13 protein-coding genes are annotated in these 20,355 nt (G+C 71.6%); 6 read left to right on the top strand and 7 right to left on the bottom strand.

Going from position 1 to position 20,355, the window contains the following annotated elements; translation table 11 throughout:
- Positions 1 to 24: 24 nt before the first annotated feature.
- Positions 25 to 1,086, top strand: coding sequence for a LacI family DNA-binding transcriptional regulator (locus C2L58_RS20455; RefSeq protein WP_103339194.1), 1,062 nt, complete (start codon positions 25 to 27; stop codon positions 1,084 to 1,086).
- A gap of 176 nt (positions 1,087 to 1,262) precedes the next feature.
- Here C2L58_RS20455 and C2L58_RS20450 read toward each other — a convergent pair whose 3' ends face one another.
- Genes C2L58_RS20450 through C2L58_RS20435 form a run of 4 tightly spaced genes read right to left on the bottom strand, consistent with a single transcriptional unit; the run spans position 1,263 to position 7,407 of the window.
- Entirely contained in the window at positions 1,263 to 4,304 is a 3,042-nt protein-coding gene (locus C2L58_RS20450) for a glycosyl hydrolase 115 family protein (RefSeq protein WP_103339193.1), read from the bottom strand.
- 15 nt (positions 4,305 to 4,319) lie between these two features.
- Positions 4,320 to 5,144 carry a carbohydrate ABC transporter permease gene (locus C2L58_RS20445; protein WP_103339192.1) on the bottom strand — a complete coding sequence of 275 codons (825 nt, stop codon included), beginning with the start codon at positions 5,142 to 5,144 and terminating at the stop codon, positions 4,320 to 4,322.
- Positions 5,144 to 6,115, bottom strand: coding sequence for a carbohydrate ABC transporter permease (locus C2L58_RS20440; RefSeq protein WP_103339191.1), 972 nt, complete (start codon positions 6,113 to 6,115; stop codon positions 5,144 to 5,146). Before C2L58_RS20440 ends, C2L58_RS20445 begins: the two co-directional genes overlap by 1 nt.
- On the bottom strand, positions 6,112 to 7,407 hold the full coding sequence (locus C2L58_RS20435; protein WP_103339190.1) for an extracellular solute-binding protein: 1,296 nt from the start codon (positions 7,405 to 7,407) through the stop codon (positions 6,112 to 6,114). The genes C2L58_RS20440 and C2L58_RS20435 overlap by 4 nt, the downstream gene beginning before the upstream one ends.
- Before the next feature lie 134 nt (positions 7,408 to 7,541).
- On the opposite strand from C2L58_RS20435, the gene C2L58_RS20430 reads away from it, so the two are divergent.
- The 5 genes from C2L58_RS20430 to C2L58_RS20410 all read left to right on the top strand — a co-directional run bounded on the left by C2L58_RS20430 (position 7,542) and on the right by C2L58_RS20410 (position 14,955).
- Entirely contained in the window at positions 7,542 to 8,552 is a 1,011-nt protein-coding gene (locus C2L58_RS20430; protein WP_233225814.1) for a LacI family DNA-binding transcriptional regulator, read from the top strand.
- Positions 8,553 to 8,599: 47 nt separating this feature from the next.
- On the top strand, positions 8,600 to 10,897 hold the full coding sequence (locus C2L58_RS20425) for a glycoside hydrolase family 3 N-terminal domain-containing protein (protein WP_103339188.1): 2,298 nt from the start codon (positions 8,600 to 8,602) through the stop codon (positions 10,895 to 10,897).
- Complete coding sequence (locus tag C2L58_RS20420; protein WP_233225813.1) at positions 10,894 to 12,123, top strand: SGNH/GDSL hydrolase family protein; 1,230 nt, start codon at positions 10,894 to 10,896, stop codon at positions 12,121 to 12,123. Before C2L58_RS20425 ends, C2L58_RS20420 begins: the two co-directional genes overlap by 4 nt.
- A 233-nt stretch (positions 12,124 to 12,356) precedes the next feature.
- Entirely contained in the window at positions 12,357 to 13,190 is an 834-nt protein-coding gene (locus C2L58_RS20415) for an Asp23/Gls24 family envelope stress response protein (protein ID WP_103339186.1), read from the top strand.
- A 61-nt stretch (positions 13,191 to 13,251) separates the two neighbouring features.
- Positions 13,252 to 14,955, top strand: coding sequence for a ubiquitin activation protein (locus C2L58_RS20410; protein WP_103339185.1), 1,704 nt, complete (start codon positions 13,252 to 13,254; stop codon positions 14,953 to 14,955).
- Between the two features lie 33 nt (positions 14,956 to 14,988).
- Here C2L58_RS20410 and C2L58_RS20405 read toward each other — a convergent pair whose 3' ends face one another.
- Genes C2L58_RS20405 through C2L58_RS20395 form a run of 3 tightly spaced genes read right to left on the bottom strand, consistent with a single transcriptional unit; the run spans position 14,989 to position 20,353 of the window.
- Entirely contained in the window at positions 14,989 to 18,096 is a 3,108-nt protein-coding gene (locus C2L58_RS20405) for an ATP-binding protein (RefSeq protein WP_103339184.1), read from the bottom strand.
- The gene (locus C2L58_RS20400; RefSeq protein ID WP_103339183.1) at positions 18,096 to 18,740 is read right to left on the bottom strand and encodes a hypothetical protein; all 645 of its coding nucleotides are present in this window, start codon (positions 18,738 to 18,740) and stop codon (positions 18,096 to 18,098) included. Before C2L58_RS20400 ends, C2L58_RS20405 begins: the two co-directional genes overlap by 1 nt.
- A complete protein-coding gene (locus C2L58_RS20395; protein ID WP_103339182.1) occupies positions 18,737 to 20,353 on the bottom strand; it encodes a CATRA system-associated protein in 1,617 nt (538 codons plus the stop codon). The genes C2L58_RS20400 and C2L58_RS20395 overlap by 4 nt, the downstream gene beginning before the upstream one ends.
- Positions 20,354 to 20,355 lie beyond the last annotated feature (2 nt).

The raw sequence follows: 20,355 nt of genomic DNA, 5'->3' as shown, positions 1-20,355 counted from the left end.
TTTCGATGACCTAGAATCTCCTTCATGACAACGAAGTCTGACGAGCTCGAGCCGACCGAGTCCCGGGTGACCATCGCCCGGATCGCCGCCGAGACCGGTGTCTCCGTCCCGACAGTTTCGAAAGTGCTGAACGGCCGTCCCGACGTCGCGGAAAGTACCCGCGCCCGCGTCGAAGCGGTCATCGGGAAATACGGGTACCGGCGCCGCGCGGACGAACGTTCCCGCCGTTCCCGGCTCCTGGAACTGATGTTCCACGAACTCGAAAGCACGTGGGCACTGGAAATCATCCGCGGCGTCGAGTGCGTCGCCCGCGAAAACGGAATGGCGGTGGTGCTGGCGGAATCTTCCGGCCGGCACACACCGGGGCAGAGCTGGCTGGAGAGCGTCCTCGCCCGGCGGCCGGTCGGCATCGTTTCGGTGTGCTCGGACTTCACCGGCGGGCAGCTGGCGAAGCTCCGGGCCCGGGACATCCCGCTGGTCGTCGTCGACCCGGCCGGTGCGCCGGGACCGGAGACGCCCTCGATCGGGGCCACGAACTGGCAGGGCGGCCTGACGGCCACCCGGCACCTGATCGAGCTGGGCCACCGCCGGATCGCGATGATCGGCGGGCCGGAAGGAGTGCTGTGCAGCCGGGCCCGGATCGACGGGTACCGCACGGCGCTGGAGACGGCCGGGCTGGCGTTCGACCCGGCCCTGGTGCGCCGCGGCGACTTCCACGTCCGGGCCGGCTACCGGGAACTGGCTTCACTGCTCACCCTCCCCGACCGGCCGACGGCGGTCTTCGCCGGCAGTGACCTGCAGGCACTCGGCGTGTACGAAGCGGCCCGCGACGCGGGACTGCGCATCCCGGACGACCTTTCGGTGGTGGGCTTCGACGACCTGCCGATCGCCCGCTGGCTGACCCCGGAGCTGACCACGGTCCGCCAGCCGCTGCAGGAGATGGCGGCGGCCGGCGCCCGGCTGGCGATTTCGCTGGCCCGCGGGGTCGATCCGGAGAGCCACCGCCTGGAGCTGGCGACGAGCCTGGTGGTCCGCCACAGCACGGCGGCCCCGGCTCACCGGGGCTACCGGGTGCTGACCGGCTGAGCGAGCAAGGACCGATCGGAGCTGATCAACGGCCGGCGGGCGCGGCGCCGGCGGTCGATCGGCGGCTTTCGTGCCCCGGAATTGTCGGTGCCCACCGGTAGAGTGGAAAACGGGGGGCGCCCCCGGCGGGCGGCTCTTCCGCAGCTTTTCCGGTCGGCCTGGACCCTTCGCCTCTCTCACCACGGCCACCGGGTGCTCTCCGGCGGCCCCAGGTAACTCGCCCGCAGCCCCCCGGTGTCGATCACCAGCTTCTGCACGATCACCGCCGGGTCGACCATCCAGAACTTCAGCACGTGCGGCCCCGCCGCCCCGATCACGTGGTGAGTCGCCGTCAGGTTCACGTTGTCCGACGTCGTCCGCTCCCACTGGCGGTTCATGGACGTGTCGTCCGCTCCCGTCGCCGTCGTGGTGTTCACGACCTGCGGCTCCGCGTCGTCGAACGACACCGCGTACCGCAACCCGTCGCCGGCCAAAACGTTGCTGCGCGGGGACAAGTACGCCCACACGGTCACCGGCCCGGTGGTGAACAGCGTCATCCGGTACTCCAGGCGCGGCCCCGTTCCCGGTGCGCGGCTCGCCGCCGTCACCGGGAACGGGGTCATCCCCGCCCCGGTCCGTCCGATGTCCGGGATGCGCCGCCACCCGGCGTCCACGGTGCCGACGTTCGCGCTGCAGTGCTCGGCTTCCACCGACACGTACCCGCCGGCTTCGACGAAACCGCGTCGCCACGGCGGCGGCAGCTCCGGGTGGCGGACCACCGCGTCCACCGCCACCGAAGCACCCGCGCCCGACACCGTGATCGGGACCGTCGTGGTGCCCTTCGGGGCCCGGGACCAGTCGATCCGGACGGTCATCCGCAGCTCCTCGGTCACCCGGCCGCCCCGCGGCTCGACGAGCACCCACGGCGCTCCGGCGGAGACCGTGCAGCGGAACGGTTCCCGGCCGCGGTTGAAGACGTCGACGTACTGCGGCGGCGCGCTCTGCTGGGGACTGAACTCCGGCAGCACCGGCCGGCCCGCGGCGCCGGGCCACGCGTCCGAGGAGCCGTCGACGGCGACACCCAGCGAAGCCGCGGCCGGCAGCTCGAGACGCTTCACCGCCGGGAAGATCACGTCCGGCAGTGCGACGTTGTCCTTCTCCGGCTGCTGCCAGGGCGCGTTCGGGCCGTAGCGGGCGACGTCGCCGTAGTCGATGTGCGGCTGGGTCTGGAAGCCCTTCCACTTGCCGCCGGCGATGCCGGTGTTGTACTTCTCCGCCAGCGCCAGGTCGTCGGCGAACCGGGCCTCGGTGACGGCGGCGAGCGCGTTCGCCGAAGCCCGGCCCTGCGCCGCGTACAGCAGGTTCGTGAACTCGGCGCGCCGCAGCGCGTACAGGTTCGCCGTCGCCTGGGTCGCGTACTGGACCAGCTCGTAGAAGGCGTCTTGGAAGACCTTCGGCAGCCGCGCGCCGATCTTCGACGCCCGCGCCGCGAGGTCGTGCCACTCGCCGGTGACCCGGTCCAGCTCGCCGTAGTTGACCAGGCTGAACGGCGTCATCTGGTCGTCATAGGTGATCGTCCCGGCGGCGTCGACGGTGATCCGCCGGTTGAGCAGCTCCGGCTTGCGGCGGGACTGCAGGCGCCCGTAGTCGTGGAGCACCCCGGCGATGTCCGCCGCCAGGGCCGCCCCGAAGTTCGTCCCGGCGAACTGACGCTCCCAAGTGGACAGTTTCTCGACCGGCAGGGCCGCGGGGTCCCAGGCGTAGTCGAGGAAGAACTGCAGCGGCAGCTCGTTGCCCTTCATGTCCCCGACGTTGGCGACCCACAGCCGGTCGTTGCCGTAGGCGAAGGCCTGGTGCAGCTGCTCCCACGTGTTCGCGAGCAGCGCGGTGTCGACCCACTTGTAGTTGCGGCCGCCGCCGACGTAGTCGAAGTGGTAGTAGAGCCCGTAACCACCGGGGTGCGGGGGCAGGGACAGGTCGGGCATCTTGCGGATGTTGCCCCAGTTGTCGTCGGTGAACACCACGATGACGTCGTCCGGCGGGCGCAGGCCCTTCGCCCAGTACCGCTGGACCTCCTTGTACAGCGTCCAGACCTGCGGCACCGTGGTCAGGTCCCGGCCGGTCTCGCGGGCGAGGATCTCCCGTTCGGTGGCGATGATCTCGCGCATCAGCTCGATGCCGTCGCCGTCGGGCAGGCCGACGTCGCCGTTGCCGCGCATGCCGAGCGTGACGACGCCTTCGAAGTCCTCGCGGACCATCCGGCGGATCCCGTCGGTCCAGTAGGCCTTGATCGCCTCGCCGTTGCGGCGGAAGCTCCACTCCCCCGTGCCGCCGTACGGGTCGTGCCCCGGCGTCGTGATGTTCCCGGCCGCGTCGCGGACCGCGGGGACCGCGTGCCGGTTCCACTCCTCGATCCCGCGCATCATGGGCGCCTCGTGCGAGGTGCCCATGACGACGCCGTACTCCTTGGCCGTCGCGTGGTTGAGCGGGTCGTCCTCGGCGAACGCGCGTCCCCACACCGCCGGCCAGAGGTAGTTGGCCCGCAGCCGGAGCATGGTTTCGAAGACCTTCGCGAAGAACAGGTGGTTGAAGCCGTTCGGGAAGCCGGGCGCCTGGCCCGGGCCGAAGAAGGCCGGGGCCCAGGTGCCGAGCGCCGGGTTCTCGTCGTTGATGAAGAACCCGCGGTACTTCACGTGCGGGGTACCGAGGCTGAACCGCTCGCGCGGCAGGTGCAGCTCCGCTTGCCGGAGCGGCGGCACGTCCGCCCACCAGTACCAGGGCGAGACGCCGATGCGCCGGGAGACCTCGTAGACGCCGTAGATCACGCCGCGCTGGTCACTGCCGGTGAGCACCAGGCGGCCGTCGACGACCTGGCTCAGCGACGTCTCCCACTTCCCCGCGATCCCGGTGACGTCGAGCTTGCCGGCCGCGACCAGCCCGTCCACCAGGGGGCTGTGACCCAGGGTGCCGACCACGACGACCGGGCCGTGCGCGGGGACTACGTCGAACGACACCGCGGGCCGCACCCCGGTGACGCGTTCGACGTCGGCGGCCAGGTCGCCGACGACCCGGCGGACGCCGGGCAGGTCACCCGAGCCGACCACGATCGTCGCGGCCTTTCCCCGCGACACCAGCGGAAATCCGGTCCCGGCTTCGGCGAGTCCCGGGAGGGCCACGGACCCCGCCCCGGCCAGCGCGAGCAGGTGCAGGAAGGCACGACGGTGTACCTCGGACGGCACGGCAGACCTCCTGAGTCAGCCCTTCACGGATCCGGTCAGCCCGCCGACGATGCGCCGTTCGGCGAGCACGAAGAACGCGAGCGCGGGGATCGCCGACAACGCGGTGAACGCGAGGACCCGGGCGGTGTCCTGGGAGTACGCGGACTGGAACAGCGCGACGCCGAGCGGGAGCGTGAAGTGCCCGGAGTCGTTGAACACCAGCAGGGGCAGCAGGTAGGTGTTCCAGCTGGTGACGAAGGCGAGCACGGCGACCGTGGTCAGCGCCGGCGTCGAGAGCGGCAGCAGGATGCGCCAGAAGAACCCGAGCCGGGTGGCGCCGTCGAGCACCGCCGCGTCCTCGATCTCGCCGGGGATCGCGTGCATGAACGGCCGGAGGATCACGATCGTCACCGGAAGCGAGAACGCCGCCTCCGGGATCGCCACGCCCCAGAAGCTTTCGAGCAGGCCCAGCTGGCGCAGCCACAGGTACAGCGGCAGCGTCGCCACGCCGATCGGGAACAGCAGGCCGAGCGTGAACAGCGTGTAGAACGCCTCGCGGCCCTTGAACTGGTACCGCGAAAGCGCGTACCCGGCCATCGACCCGAGCCCGACGGCGAGCGCGGTGGCGATCACCGCGATCAGCGCGCTGTTGCCGAGGAACGTCCAGAACGCGCTCGAACCGAGCACCGAGGCGTAGTTGTCGAACACCCACGGCCCCGGCAGCCCGGCCGGGTCGGTGTTGAGCTGGCCGTTGGTGCGGAACCCGCCGAGCGCCACGAACAGCAGCGGCACGACGGTCAAGCCGACCACCACGATCGCCGCCAGGTAGCCCATCGACAGGCCGAACTTGCCGGAGCGCATCAGCCCACCATCCTGGTCAGGGCCCCCTGGGTGTCGCGGCGGAGCGCGAACCGCTGGTACAGCAGGGCGAACACGAAGCAGATGACGAACAGGACCACCGCGACCGCGGAACCGAACCCGAACTCGTAGCGCTTGAAGCCGTGGTCGATCAGGTAGGTCGCCATCGTCGTCGACGCGTTCGCCGGGCCGCCGGTGGTCATGATCCAGACGACGTCGAACAGCTGGAGCGAGCCGATCACCGACAGGAAGATCCAGATCCGGATGGTCGGCCCGAGCAGCGGCAGCACCACGTGCCAGGTGGTCTGCCACGCCGAGGCACCGTCGAGCGCGGCGGCCTCGCGCAGCTCGGCGGGTACGCCCTGCAGGCCGGCGAGCAGCAGGATGATGCCGAAGCCGATGTACTTCCAGGTGATCACCGCGAACAGCGTGTAGAGCACGATGCCCGGGTCGGCCAGCCAGTTGTGGATCAGCCCGCCGAGCCCGGCGCTCTTCAGCACCTGGTCGGCGAAGCCGTTCGGCTGCAGCATGAGCGACCAGATGACCGCGGTGATCGCCTCGGACAGGACGTAGGGGGCGAACACCAGGGCCCGCAGCACCACGCGGCCCCGCAGCTTCCGGTTGAGCAGCAGCGCCAGCCCGATCGACAGCGGCAGCTGCACCGCGATCGACAGCCCGGCGATGATCAGGTTGTGCACGATGGCGCTCTGGAACACCTTGCCACCGAGGGCGTCGGCGTAGTTCTTGAACCCGACGAAGTCGTCGAGCGGGCCGAACCCGTTCCAGTTGAAGACGCTGTAGAACCCCGCGATCCCGATCGGCACCAGGACGAACCCGGTGAACAGCAGCAGGGCGGGCCCGAGCAGCAGGGCCAGCTCGAGCCGCTTGCGCGCGCCGGGCCGGTGCTTGCGGGCGGTGACCGCCGGTGCGGACGGCTTCGCGGCCGTCCGCACCGGGGTCGTGGCCGTGGTCACTTGTTGCCCGCCGCGGCCTGGTTGACGGCCGTCACGATGCCTTCGGGGGTGCCCTGGCCGGCGAACATGTTGGCCACCGCGTCGTTCAGCGCGGCGCCGACCGCCGTCGGGAACGCCCGGTCGAAGTACATCTGCAGGTACGGCGCCTTCGTGCCGTAGTCGTAGACCTGGCGGAGCGTGTCGGTCTTCAACGCCTTCGCGGCCACGGTGTTGACCGGCAGGCCCGCCCCCTGCGCGGCGAGCTGCGTCTGCACCGGCTCGCTGCCGAGGTACTGCAGGAAGTCCGCGCACGCCTTCGACGCGCGGGTGGTGCAGGCGAACCCGTCACCGCCGCCGAGCACCGCGTTCGGGTCGCCCTGACCACCCGCGACGGAGGGGAACGCGAACCAGCCGACCTTCGAGTCGAGGTCCTTGTCGTCGGTCAGCGACGACATCGTGCCGGGCTCCCAGTCGCCCTGCAGCTCCATCGCGGCCTTGCCGTTGGCGACCAGGCCGGCCGAGCTGCCCGCGCCCTGCTGGGCGGGCGTGCCGGCGAACCCGGTCTGGAACGGCTCGGTGGCCAGGAAGTTCTTGAGGTCCTGCCCGGCCTTCGTCCAGCACGGGTCCTCGAGCTTGACCGCCTTCACCGACTTCTTGAGCACGTCGGCCGAGCATTCGCGGACGGCGAAGTAGTTGAAGTAGAAGGCATCCGGCCAGCGGTCCTTGCCGCCGACGGAGATCGGGGCGATGCCCTTGGCCTTCAGCTGCGTGACAGCGGTGTTCAGCTCGTCCATGGTCTTCGGCGGGGTCGTGATCCCGGCCTGCTGGAACAGGTCCTTGCGGTACCAGAAGCCGACGAAGTGCTGTTCGAACGGCACGCCGTACTGCTTGCCGTCCACCTGCCAGTTCTGGCCGAACGTGCCGGTGGTCTGGGTGATCCACGACTTCGTGAAGTCGGTGATGTCGGCCACCTTGCCCGAGGTCAGCTGGGAAGCCAGGTCACCGGCGCCCCACGACTGGTAGATGTCCGGCGGTGTGGCCGACTGCAGGGCGAGGGGCACCTTCGTGCCGAAGTCCTCGTTCTGCAGCGGCTGGGCCTTGATCGTGACGTCGCCGTGCGCCTGGTGGTAGTCGGCGACGACCTTCTCCCAGATCGTCTTGATCGGGTCGGTGGTGCCGTTGTGCCACCAGGTCAAGGTGACCGGGCCGCTCGGCTGCGCGGGGGTTTCGCTCCCCCCGCTGCACGCGGCGAGCGCAAGCGGGACGACGGCCGCCAAGGCGGCGAGAACGGTGATCCGGCGTTTCACAAACATTGTGGGTCCACTCCTGACGACTTCGGCCGAGTTGGACGGGGCGGCACTGCGCCCGGGTTGGCGAAGAGTCTGCTCCCGGGACAAATGCGATGTCAATCGTTGTCGATAACGTTTTCTAAAGCTAGTCTGAGCCGATGCAGCCCAGTTCCAGGGTGACCATCCGTGACGTCGCCGCCCGGGCCGGCGTCTCGGTGGCCACGGTTTCGAAGGTCATCAACGAGCGCTACGGCGTCTCCGCCGCGACGCTCGCGCGAGTCCGCGCCGTGATCGACGAGCTCGGCTACGAAGCGAGCCTGGTGGCGCAGAGCCTGAGAAACCACCGGACGAACGTCATCGGCATCCTGGTCGCCGACCTCGAACCGTTCTCGACCGAGCTGCTCAAGGGTGCGGCGGACGCCATCCGCGGCAGTGGCTTCGAACTCGTCGTCTACTCCGCGGGCGGGCGCACCGGAGATCCGCTGGGCTGGGAGAAGCGCTACCTCTCCCGGCTGAGCGGCACCCTCGTCGACGGCGCCGTGCTGGTCACCCCCACCGTTTCCCTGGACGTCGTGCCGGGCACGCCGGTCGTCGCCGTCGACCCGCACACCGGGCCGTCGCACCTGCCGACGATCGACTCCGACAACCTGCGCGGCGCGCAACTGGCCACCGAGCACCTCCTCGACCTGGGGCACCGGCGGATCGCGTTCCTCGCCGGCCGGCCGGACCTGCAGTCGGCCGAGCTGCGGAAGACGGGGTACCTGCGGGCGTTGACCGCCGCGGGCATCACGCCGGACGAAGACCTGATCCGGATCGGCGCCTACGACCCGGAGGTTTCCGCGGCCTCGGCGCACGCGCTGCTGACCGGGCCGGACCGGCCGACCGCGGTGTTCGCCGCGAACGACATCTCGGCCATCGCCACCGTGGGCGCGGCCCGCGAGCTCGGGCTCGCCGTGCCCGACGACCTTTCCGTGGTGGGCTTCGACAACGTGCCCGAGTCGGCGCTCTGCAGCCCGCCACTGACCACAGTGGACCAGCCGATCCGCGAGATGGGCCACCGGGCCATCCGCATGCTCATCGCGCTGATCAACGGCGACGACGTCGACCGCACCCACGTCACGCTCGACACCGGCCTGGTCGTGCGGCGCTCGACCCGCGCCCTCCCCTGAACCGGTTCCACTTCCTCACTCCTCCCCAGACGAAGGGCGGAACAGCCTTGACCACGCAGCCCACCACGGCCGGAGAGCCGTGGCGCGACCCCGCGGCCGACCCGGGCGAACGCGTCCGGGCCCTGATGGCCCGGATGACCCTGCGCGAGAAGCTCGCCCAGCTCTACGGGGTCTGGGTCGGCATCGACTCCGGCGGCGAAATGGCGCCGCACCAGCACGAATTCGTCGACGCGGCGGTCGACTTCGACGAACTGGTCCGCCACGGCATCGGGCAGCTGACCCGCGCGTTCGGCACCCGGCCGGTCGACCCGGTGATCGGAGCGCACAGCCTCGCGCGCACCCAGCGGCAGATCGTCGCCAGCGGCCGGTTCGGGATTCCCGCGGTGGTGCACGAAGAGTGCCTGACCGGGCTGGCCGCTTGGCAGGCGACGATCTACCCGGCGCCGCTGTCGTGGGGCGCCACCTTCGACCCGGACCTGGTGCACCGGATGGCGGCGCGGATCGGGCGGACCATGCGCGACCTGGGCGTGCACCAGGGTCTCGCGCCCGTCCTCGACGTGGCCCGCGACCTGCGCTGGGGACGCGTCGAGGAAACGATCGGCGAAGACCCCTACCTCGTCGGGACGATCGGCAGCGCGTACGTCGCCGGCCTCGAGTCGGCGGGCGTGGTCGCCACCCTCAAGCACTTCGTCGGCTACTCCGCCTCCCGCGCCGGGCGCAACCTGGCGCCGGTTTCGGCGGGCCCGCGCGAAATCGCCGACGTCCTGCTCCCGCCGTTCGAGCAGGCGCTGCGCGCCGGCGCCCGGTCGGTGATGAACGCCTACACCGACACCGACGGCCTGCCGTCCGCCGCCGACCCGGCCCTGCTGACCGACCTGCTGCGGGGCACCTACGGGTTCGACGGCACGGTGGTCGCCGACTACTTCTCGGTGGCGTTCCTGCACCGCCTGCACGGGGTCGCGGGCGACCGCGCCGAAGCCGCCGCGCAGGCGCTCACCGCGGGCATCGACGTCGAGCTGCCGACCATGGACTGCTACGGCGAGCCGTTGCTCGCCGCGGTGGAAGAGGGCGCGGTCGAGGTCGCCGCCGTCGACCGCGCCCTCGAACGCGTGCTGCGCCAGAAGTGCGAGCTGGGGCTGCTCGACGCGGACTGGGCGCCCGAGGTCCCCGAGGAGATCGACCTCGACGACGCCGAGTCGCGGGCCCTGGCGCGCGAGGTGGCCGAACGCTCGATCGTGCTGCTGCACAACGACGGCGCGCTCCCGCTCTCCCCCGGTACCCGCGTCGCCGTGGTGGGACCGCGCGCGGACACACCCGGCGCGATGCTCGGCTGCTACTCCTTCCCGCTGCACGTCGGCGTCCACCACCCCGACGTCCCGTTCGGCGTCTCGGTGCCGACCCTGCTCGAGGCGCTGGGCTCGACCTACGACACGACCTACGCCCTGGGCTGCCCGGTCACGGGCGGGGACGACGACGGGATCGCGCAGGCCGTGGCGGCGTGCGAGGAGGCGTCGGTGTGCGTGGCCGTGCTGGGTGACCGGGCGGGGCTGTTCGGCGGCGGCACGTCCGGTGAAGGTTGCGACGCGGCCGACCTGCGGCTGCCGGGCCGCCAGGAGGAACTCCTCGACGCGCTGCTGGACACGGGCAAGCCCGTGGTGCTCGTCCTGCTCTCGGGACGGCCGTACGAGCTGTCCCGCCAGCTCCCGCGGCTGGCCGCGGTCGTCGCCGGGTTCTACCCCGGCGAAGAGGGGGCCGCGGCGCTGGCCGGCGTCCTCAGCGGACGGATCAACCCGGCCGGCCGGCTGCCGGTGAGCTTCCCGGCGGCTGGGGCGAGCCAGCCGTCGACGTACCTGGCCGCGCCGCTCGGCCGGCGCAGCGAGGTGTCCACAGTGGATCCTTCGCCGCTGTTCCCGTTCGGGCACGGGCTGTCCTACGCGCCGGCGACCTGGCTGGACGTCAGCGCGACGGGCTCGCTCTGGCCGACCGACGGCGTCTGCCGGGTGCGGGTGACCCTGCGCAACGACCACGATCGCGAGACGTCGGAGGTCGTGCAGGTCTACCTGCACGACCCGGTGGCCGAGGTGGCCCGGCCGGAGCGCCAGCTCATCGCGGCCCGCCGGGTTTCCCTGCCGCCGGGCGAAACCTGCGTCCTGGAGATCGGCCTGCACGCGGACCTGACCTCCTACACCGGCCGCGCGCGGCACCGCCAGGTCGACCCCGGCGACGTCGAGCTGCGGGTGGGCACTTCGAGTGAACAGATCGTCGCGACCCTGCACTGCACGCTGACCGGGCCCCGCCGCGTCGTCGGCGCCGACCGGGTCCTGACCCCGGAGTTCTCGTTATGAGACGTCCTCTGGTGATCTTCTTCCTGGCCGTGCTGACCGTGCTCTTCGTGGGCGCGTCCGGCCGTCCCGCGCCCTCGCACTGGGTGGCGACGTGGACGTCGATGCCCCAGCTGACCGAGCCCGGCAACCTGCCGCCGGCCCCCTTCACCGGCACCGACCGGGTGCTCGACGACGCGTCCCTGCGCGAGACGGCGCAGGTGACCGTCGGCGGCCCGCGGATCCGGCTCCGGTTCTCCAACGCCTTCGGCGGGGCACCGCTGCCGCTGACCGCGGTGTCGGTGGCGCGCCCGGCCGCCGGAGCCGCCGGCGTCTCCGCCGTGGTTCCGGGCAGCGTTCTTCCGGTGACCTTCCACGGCAAGCCGTCGGCGACGGTCCCGCAGGGCGCCCAGGTCGTCTCCGACCCGCTGCCCTTCCCGGTGCGCTCGCTGGAGAACATCGCGGTGACGGCGTACCTGGCGCACGGCCAGGCCTCGACGTCGATCACCTCGCACCCGGGCTCGCGCACGACGTCGTACCTGCTGTCCGGCAACCACGCCTCCGACCTCGAACTGCCCGGCGCGACCCCGGTCGACCACTGGTACTTCCTCAGCGGCATCGAGGTGCTGTCCCCGGCGTCCGCGGTGGCGGTGATCGGCGACTCCATCTCCGACGGCCGCGGCTCGACGACGAACGGGAACGACCGCTGGCCGAACGTGCTGGCTTCGCGCCTGCACGGCGTGGCGGTGGTGAACGAGGCGGCGGGCGGCAACCGCGTCCTGCAGGACGGCCTCGGTCCGAACGTGCTGGCCCGCTTGGACCGCGATTTGCTGTCCACCAGCGGGGTTTCGTGGGCGATCGTGTTCGAGGGCGTCAACGACATCGGCACGGCCACCCCGGCGGCCGCGCCGGACGTGGCGGCGCAGCTGATCGACGCGTACGACCAGATCCTGGTCCGCGCCCACGCGCAGGACATCCGGGTGTACGGCGCGACGATCACCCCGTTCGGCGGCAACACCGCCTACGACGACCCGGCCCGGGAAGAAGCCCGGCAGCGGGTGAACGCGTGGATCCGCCAGCCGGGCCACTTCGACGCGCTGCTGGACTTCGACAAGGTGGCCCGCGACCCGGCGGCCCCGGCGCGGCTGCTGCCCGCCTACGACGTCGGCGACCACCTGCACCTGAACCCGGCGGGGTACCGGGCACTCGGCTCGAGCGTTCCTCCCGGCCTTTTCCGGAACGACGGCTAGAAATGGTCAAGCGCCAAAAAGACGACAATTCCCGGACGTGATTTCCGCCGGGTAGTCACTGATCGCCGAACCCGGCCTGACGGACGGTGATCAGCCCGGCGAGCGCCGGATATCTGTTGGGACACAAGCGAGTCTCGATGACAGGGGGCCCGTGACGCACGTCACGGGCCGTCCCCTAACATGTCGCCGTCTGCTGTCCCCACAGGTAGTCGTCGCTCCCGGAAAGGGAACCCATGTCCGACGTCATCAACAGCATCTTCGGCCGCCCCAAGAACGAAAGCACCGGCTCGGGCGAGTACGCCTACGGCGCCGTCGAGCCCGCCCCCGCGGCCGCTCCCTCAGCCGCCGAGGCGGCCGTCATCGAGGAAGCGGATTCCGCACCCGAGGCGGAGGCCGCCACGGAAACCGCCGAAGCCGAAGCGGTCGACAGCGACCAGGTCGAGGCCGACTCCGCCGAAGCGGACGCCGAAGAGCCCACCGAAGAGTTCGTCGGCGACACGGCCGAAGCCGGCGAGGACGTCACCGGGACCGACGAGGAGGCGGTCGCCGAGGACACCGAAGAGGACACCGAGGACGCTGCCGAGACCGAGCCGGTCGCCGAAGTGGCGGAGGACGAGCCGGTTGCCGAAGCCGTGGAAGCTGAGCCGGTCGTCGACGAAGCTGTTGAGGCAGAGCCGATCGCGGACGCCGAGCCGGTCGTCCCCGAAGCCGAACCGGTCGCGGAGACCGAGCCGGCCGCGGAGACCGAGCCGGCCGCGGCGCGGCCCGCCGCGGGCAGCCGCGGCAGCACCACGATCGCCGACGGGGTGGTCGGGAAGATCGTCGTGCGCATCGCCGGCCAGACCGAGGGCGTGCACAGCGTCGCCGAAGACGGCATCAAGGTCGAGCTCGCGGACGAGGTCGCCTGGGTCACCGTCCCCGTCGTGCTCGAGTTCGGCCACGCGGTCAAGGCGGTGGGCGAGCAGATCCGCGTCGCGGTGATCGACGCCGTCGAGCAGTACCTGGGCCTGGACGTCGAGGTCGTCGACGTGCACGTCACCGACATCCACTTCCCGGAAGCGGACTGACCTTCCATGCCCGGTCCCGCAACGGGACCGGGCATCGGCCCTTCCGGAGAAAAGGCGGCACTTGACCCTGCTGGAGCACCCCGGCGCACCCGCGCCGGAAACACCCGACTGGCACGTAACCGCGTTCCTCGGAGCGCGGTCCGGCGAAGACCGCGCGAGGCTCGACGCCGTCCGCGCCCTGCGCGCCCGCATCCCGGTCGACCACGGCCGCCGTCCGGCGCGGCTGCGCGAGGACGGCGGCCACGCCGAAGACCAGGACCTCGACTTCGGTGCCTGGCACTTCATCGCGCGACGCAGTCCCGGCGGCCCGCCGCTCGGGTACATCCGGCTGTCCACACCGGACACGGGCGCCCGGTTCCGGACCCGCGGCTTCCTCGGCGACGAGCGCTACGAAGAGCTCCTGGCGGCCGAAGGCTTCGCCGCCGCGGAGGTGTTCGAGCACGGCAGGCCGATCGTCGAGCACCGCACCCGCGAACTCGGACTGGGGATCCACCTCAACGCGCTGGCGATCGGCGCGGCCCACCACCTCGGCGCGCGGGCGGTGATCGGCGCGTCGGGCACGAAGGACGGCCAGGACCGGTTCCACGAGCGGTTCGGCTTCCGGCCGGTCCCCGGCACCCGCCGGTACGTCCCGCAGGACACCGAAGACATCGTGATCATGCTGCACCGCGTCGCCGACGGCGGCGGGCGGCACCACGAACTGGTCACGCGGCTGCGCGACGAATTCCCCTTCATCGCGGCGGCGGGCGCCACGCCGCCGACGCCGTCCGGCACCGGTGCGCCGGACCGCGAGACCTGGCGGCCGGTGCTCTGCACGGCCGCCGACGCCGACGCGCTGCTCGCGTCCGGGAACGTCCGCGAAGTGCACGACACGATCGACGACCAGCTCGCCGAGCTGGCCCGCAGCCGCGAGCCGGCGGGCCATGACGAAGACGGGCCCGAGAAGCCGGCCGGCGCGCGGCCGCGCGAGCACGGCACGTGGGCGTGGTACCCGTGGTCGGGCCGGCTCGTGCACGTGCTGCCGCGCGAAGAGTTCCGGCTGGTCCGCACCGACGGGGACCGGGGCCGCATCGAACGGCCCGGCGAACGGCGGCTGTTCGACAAGAAGATCGGCGTCATCGGCCCGCCGGCCGGCACCGGCGCGGCGCTGACGTTCGCGCTCGAAGGCATCGGCGGCGCGTTCAAGCTGGCCGGCTCCGGCGGCTTCGGGCTGTCCGACCTGGGCCGGCTGCGCGGCGGGCTGCACGACCTCGGCGTCGACAAGGCGGTGCTGTCGGCGCGGCGGATGGCCGAGATCGACCCGTACCTCGACATCGAGGTCGAGCGGGCCGGGCTGACGCCGGAGACCATCGAACGGTTCTTCGCGGGTGGTCTCGACCTGCTCGTCGAGGAGTGCGACACGCCGTGGGTGAAGATCGCGGCCCGCGAGTACGCGCGCGACCTCGGCATCCCGGTCGTGACGGCGTGCCCCGGCCGCGGCCTCCTCGACGTCGAGCGCTTCGACCGCGAACCCGAGCGGCCGCTGCTGCACGGGCTCCTCGGCGACGTGAAGTCGGTCGACCTGCTGGAGCTGACCCCGCAGGAGCGGACGGCGGCGTTCGGCGGGCTGGACAGCCGGCCGCACCCGGCGTCCGGCGTGGCACTCGGCGGCGCGTGGTGCGCGGAGGCGGCACGCCGCATCCTGCTGGGCCGGCCGTGCGAGTCCGGCCGCTTCCACACCGACCTCGAGCCGCGGCCGCACCTGTCGGGCAGCCGCCCCGGCTGAGCTGACGGTGGCTCCGGGCGGGAGCCACCGTCTTCACCGCCCGGCTCTCGCCCGCGTGATCACCTCTTCCAGCCGCAGCGGGCTGGCCGGGTGGTGGGACAGGCACAGCGGCGTCGCCACCCGGCGGAAGCCGAAGGCCTCCCCCGCCACGTAGAACTGCGCTCGTTCGAGCCGGGAGATGTCCGCGACCGGGCTGCCCTTCGCCCGGGCCAGTTCGTTGGCGGCCGCGATCTGCGCCGGGCTGTTGAGGCGGCCGAAGAACTGCGTCATCGCGTTGCCGACCACCTGGTTGTGCAGCCCCTTGGGCGCCTGCGTCGCGAACAACAGGCCCAGGCCGTACTTGCGGGCCTGGGAAGCGAGCACGATCGTGCTGCGCGTGCTCGCCGTCAGGCTCCCCGAGGACGCCAGCGTCTGGGCTTCGTCCATCACGAACAACGCACCCAGCGGCCGGTCGCCCGCGGGGTGGCGTTTGATCCAGGCGAACAGTTCCATCTGCAGCTGGTTGACGAAGTTCTGCCGCTGTTCCTCGGCGGGCAGCCCGACGAAGCTGATCACCGAGACGCGGGCGCGTTTCCCCGCGGCCGGCACGAGCAAGGCGCCGGGATCGACCGGCTCACCACCGCCGGCGAAGAGCGGGTCGTTGACCATCGCGGCCTTGAGAACCTCGGCCAGGTCGGCGGCGACGCGCTTGGCGTCGTTGAGGTTGCTGACGTCCTCGGGCAGGTCGGCCAGGAGCTCGACGAGGTCCGGCAGGCTGCGTGACCCGGTCCGCGCGTGGTGGACGACCGCCTGCCGGAGCACCGCGAGCCCGATGTTGGCCTTCGCGGTGCTGCCGGTGAGCCGGGCCTGCGGGGCGAGCGTCGCCACGGCCACCTCGACGGCGGCGGTGAATTCGTCGACGTCGTCGAGCACCCCGGCGAAGTCGGGCAGTGGCCGGAAGGCCAGCGGCCGCCCGGTCGCGCGCCCGGGCGTCCAGACGACGACGTCGGTGTCGGCGAGGTACCGCTCGGCCAGCTCGGCGTCACCGTTCGTCCAGCCACCCGGCGGCTCGGGCCAGGCGTCCCCGAGGCGGGCGAGGTCGTTGTTGGGGTCGAGGACGATCGCGGAGACCCCGAGGAGGGCGCATTCCTCGATGATCCGCCGGAGCAGCACGGTCTTCCCCGACCCGGAACCGGCGAACACGGCGGCGTGCTTGCGAAGCGCCGAGAGTTCAATCCGCACCGGCTCCCCGGAGCCGACGACGGTTCCCAGGGTGATTTCGCCTTCGGCGAGCGGAGGGTGCGTTGCCGCGGCGAGCGACCCCGGCGGCTGTTCGGACAGCTTCTCCGCCGGCGTCTCGGACAGCTTCTCGGGCAGTACGGCGGACAGCAGATCCGACCGGCTGGCGGGCCGGCGGTCGATCAGCCACTCGTGCAGCTCGCGGCCGCCGTTGTCGAGCATCTTCTGCAACGCCCGGAAGGTGCGTGCGTCGGCTTCCGAAAGCCGGATCGTCCGGCCGCCCGCGGCCGTGAACTTCTCGACCTCTTCGCGCGTCTTGGCCCCGCGGCCCCAGGCGTCCCGGAGGATGACCAGGTGCCGGTTGTCCACGCCCTGCCGCTGTCCCGCCTCGGACCGGGCCTTGCGAAACCGGCTCAGCGCGGCCCGCGGATCGCGGGCCGCGATCGCCCGGAAAACCCAATGCTCCTGCAGGTCCGCGGTTTCGTCGAGCGTCCGGGTCAGCCAGGCGTGCACCTCGCTCAGCCCGGCCTGACGCTCGCACGACCATTCCATGTCGTCGTCGCCGACTTCGGTGACCCAGCACCGCAGGGCGGCGGAGAGCAGCCCGGGCATCATCCGGTCCACGATCGACTCGGCCAGCAGCTTCCCGGGATCGACGTCCGCCTGCAGCTTCTCGAACTCGGCGTCGAGTTCGACGAACCGGTCGTTCTCCACCTCGGTCCGCACCGGCGCGACCGGGACCGGAGCCTTCTCGTCGAAGGAGGTGAGTTCCTTGACCTGGCCCGACCGCAGGCACAGTTCGATGTGCGCGCCGATCCGCTTCAGCAGCTGCCGCGGAGTCCACTGTTCCCACGGTTCCGCGAACGCCTCCGGCGCCACCGGCCAGGTCGGATGCGGCGGGGTGAAGTCCATGGCCTCGTAGGCCACCCCGAGCCGCTTCTCCACCAGCGCCCGGCCGACCTGGGCATCGATGATCCGTCCGAGCGCAACCCATTCGTGGAACCGGTCGGGCACGGTGCCCGCCGCCTTCGTCTTGATCTGCTCCCAGGTACTCGGCAAGCAGGCCAGCACGGTGAGGGTCTTGTGGGTGACCTCCCGCAGCCCCATGAGCCCGTCGGCGATCTGGGCCACGAGCAGGTCTTCTTCGGTGCTGTCCCCGAACTCCTGGGTGCGCTTCACCGATCGCGCGACAAGGGTGTCGAGCTGGTCGACAGCGACCACGACCGGGCCGGTGAGGGCGAGCAGCCGCGTGATCTCCCGCACGAGGACCCGGGAGGGTTTCGGCCGCGCGTAGATGTTCCACTGGCGAGCTTCGGACGTCAGCTCGGTATCGCCGTCGAGGTAGTCCTCACCGATGTACTTGACGCCGCGGTCCCGGCTCGCGATGAGCACGAGGGCCCGCGCGGTGTCGCCGCATTCGTCGGCGACCATCTCGTCGAGCGACGCCACTCCGCCGACGAACGCCTCGACATCGTCCACGGTCAGCCCGCGGCCGCGCCGGATCCTCGCCTCGACCTGCGCATCGACGTGGGCCCGCAGGCACACCCGGAGCAGGAATCTCCGCAGTTGTGACTCGCCGGAGTCGTCCGACCGGGCCAGCCCTCGGCGCAACGCCTCGGCCGTGTTCTCCCAGAACGCTTCGGCCGCGGTGACCTCGTCGAGGAAGAAGTAGCCCCTCGCGCGGTGCACCTGGCGCCGGACCAAGCCCAGCAGGTGGGTCTTGCCGACCCCCTTCAACCCTTGCAGGACGAGCCCGATCGGGCTGGGTCCGTCGCTGGTCGTGGCGTCGCGGATGCCCGCGTCGATCGCCGCCAGCGCCTCGGTGTGCAAGCCGTCGACGTGGTAGGGCGAGTCTCGCCAGACGTGGTCGGGGGTGTCCGCCCAATCGAAGCTCAACGTCGCCAGGGCCTTGAGCTCCTCCATCACAAGGCCTCGATCGAGAGCAGGTGGTTGTCCTCTCCGCCGATGCGGATCGCCGCCTCGTGATCGGCGGCGGTGAGCGCCTTGCGGTTGTCCTCCGGGACGAGGTGGACCTTCCCGGCGCGGCTCAGTCCCTTGAGCACGGCATCGACTTCCGCGGCCGGCGCGCCGAGTTTCGGCCGCAGGTCCACCAATCCGACCCAGCCACGCGGTTCCTTCACCAGTTCGCGGTAGGCGATCCGGATGCGCTCCTCCAGATCGGCCGGCGGGCCCCCGTTCGCGCTCTGGCCCGCACCGAAGACTTCGAACAGCCGCTTGTTCTCGCGCCGCAGGTACTCCCCCAAGCCACCGAGGATGACGTACAGCGCCGTCGCCAGCGGGCTCTGACCGCGTTGCGGCGGCGGCCCGTCCTCCGCCAGCTCCTTCTCGCACCAGGCCCAGCCGCTGTCGCTCAGCACGTGCACGTAGCTCCGCTTCGGCCCGGTCCGTTCGCTGTCCACGTAACCGAGCTTGTTCAGCCCCGTGCGTTCGGTGCCGGTGAGCGTGAAGCCGACCAGCTCCGCCAGCTCCTGGTTGGGCACTTCACGGCCCAGCACCATCAGCGTGAACATCGCCGCGGTCTGCTTGTGTCCCAAGCGGTCGGTCATCCGAGATCCTTCCGGTGGTTCGGCTTCGTCGTGCTCCGGGCGAGAGTGCGCAGGAGCCGGTCGATCGACCGGCGCGTTTCCGGGAGAGCCGGCTGGTGTCCGTCGCCGTGCGGAGAGCGGGCCTTGGCCGCCACCGCCAGGTCCGCCGCCAGCTCGTTCGCGCGGGGATCGTCGCCCGCCTCGACCGCCGCCTGCAGGTCCGTCAGCAGCTCGCCGACCAGCTCCCAGCGGGGCGGTCGCAGCCGGGACGCCCGGACCTGTGCGAGCAGCGCGGTGAGGTCGGACTCGTCGCCGGCCGGCGGGGTACCGCCCCTCAGCTGGGCGACCAGGTCGCGGGCCACGCCGGCCGGGCCACGGACGCCGAACCGCAGGTACCGGAGGTTGCCCACGTACCCCGGGAGCCCGGCCGCCTCCGTGCCCGCGGTCAGGATCGGGATCACCCGGCGGTCCTGACCGAGCGTGCGGTGCAGGAACAGCTCGACCTCGGCGGCCTGCCAGCGGCTCACCTTGCCGTCGACGACCAGGCACAGGTGCCGGGCGTCGTCCTCGGCCCTGGCGAGCAGGGAACGGTCGCCCGAAAGCGACTTCACCACCCCGACGTTCAGCTTCTTCAGCTCCGCGACCAGCTCGCCGGCCGGTCCGACGGCCCCCCGCGGGATGCTGACCCGCAGTTCGTGCCGGAACTCCTGCCGGCTCGTGCGCACGGCCGCCACGTACGCGTCGCGGTTCTCCGCCAGCAGGTCGGTGCGGTCGAGGCGGCACGCGATCACCGCCGCGACCGTTTCGAGGGCGAAGCCGATCTGGTCCGCGCTCGGCGTCTTTTCCAGCAGGACGGGCAGCTGCTCGCCGAAGCTCCAGTACGAGACGTACGGCAGCGTCAGGTGCCGGGACATCGTCTCCGGGGCGACGCCTTGGTCGAGCCACGCCCGGTACAGCTCGGCCGTCGCCGCGACGACGGTCTTCCGCCATTCCTCCGACCGGCCGTACTCCTCCCGGTTGTCGAACCGCGAGAGGATCGGCAGGACGGTCAGCCGCGACCGGTCGAACGGCAGCAGGTTCCGCGCCGCGTCCGCGCGCCCGGCGAGCTCGGTCGCTCCGCGGATGCTCTGCTGGTTCGCCGTGAACAGCACCACGAGGTGGTCCGGCAGGTGCGCGGTGCAGATGCTGCCGATGTCGGAGATGCCGGTGCGGCTGTCGATGAGGACGAAGTCGTAGTCGTTCGTCCACTGCTCGCGGCACTTCTCGAGGTATTCGCCGAACCCTTCGTCGTACAGGCCTTCCCAGTCGATCTCCTGGACCTGCCGGACGTAGCCCGGCTCCTCGCGCCCGGCCGCGACGAAGTCGAGTGCGCCGGCCTTCCGCAGCCGCATCACGTGCGCCTCCGGCGCGAACCGGCCGGCCCGGAAGTCGGCGACGAGGTCCACCACGCCGCCCCGCGGCTTGCCCGGCAGCCGCAGCCGGAAGTAGTCGCCGAGTCCGGGTGCCTCGAGATCCCAGTCCAGGCACAGCACCCGGTGTCCCCAGCGGGCGAGGAGCACGGCGACGTTGGCCAGCGTGAAGCTGCGGCCGACCCCGCCCTTGTAGGAGTAGAAGGTGAACACCGACCCCGGCATCG

It is taken from the genome of Amycolatopsis sp. CA-126428 (assembly GCF_002904335.1).
GTDB lineage: Bacteria > Actinomycetota > Actinomycetes > Mycobacteriales > Pseudonocardiaceae > Amycolatopsis.
The sequence above is the reverse complement of the archived record's forward strand: the minus strand, read 5'-3'. Positions and strand labels throughout refer to the sequence as shown.

What these genes read in the sequence shown, in the direction of transcription:
- C2L58_RS20435 (WP_103339190.1), bottom strand. Translation starts at nt 7,407, where the DNA reads ATGTTTGTGAAACGCCGGATCACCGTTCTCGCCGCCTTGGCGGCCGTC.
- C2L58_RS20395 (WP_103339182.1), bottom strand. Translation starts at nt 20,353, where the DNA reads ATGCCGGGGTCGGTGTTCACCTTCTACTCCTACAAGGGCGGGGTCGGC.
- C2L58_RS20405 (WP_103339184.1), bottom strand. Translation starts at nt 18,096, where the DNA reads ATGGAGGAGCTCAAGGCCCTGGCGACGTTGAGCTTCGATTGGGCGGAC.
- C2L58_RS20455 (WP_103339194.1), top strand. Translation starts at nt 25, where the DNA reads ATGACAACGAAGTCTGACGAGCTCGAGCCGACCGAGTCCCGGGTGACC.
- C2L58_RS20400 (WP_103339183.1), bottom strand. Translation starts at nt 18,740, where the DNA reads ATGACCGACCGCTTGGGACACAAGCAGACCGCGGCGATGTTCACGCTG.
- C2L58_RS20420 (WP_233225813.1), top strand. Translation starts at nt 10,894, where the DNA reads ATGAGACGTCCTCTGGTGATCTTCTTCCTGGCCGTGCTGACCGTGCTC.
- C2L58_RS20430 (WP_233225814.1), top strand. Translation starts at nt 7,542, where the DNA reads ATGCAGCCCAGTTCCAGGGTGACCATCCGTGACGTCGCCGCCCGGGCC.
- C2L58_RS20445 (WP_103339192.1), bottom strand. Translation starts at nt 5,144, where the DNA reads ATGCGCTCCGGCAAGTTCGGCCTGTCGATGGGCTACCTGGCGGCGATC.
- C2L58_RS20415 (WP_103339186.1), top strand. Translation starts at nt 12,357, where the DNA reads ATGTCCGACGTCATCAACAGCATCTTCGGCCGCCCCAAGAACGAAAGC.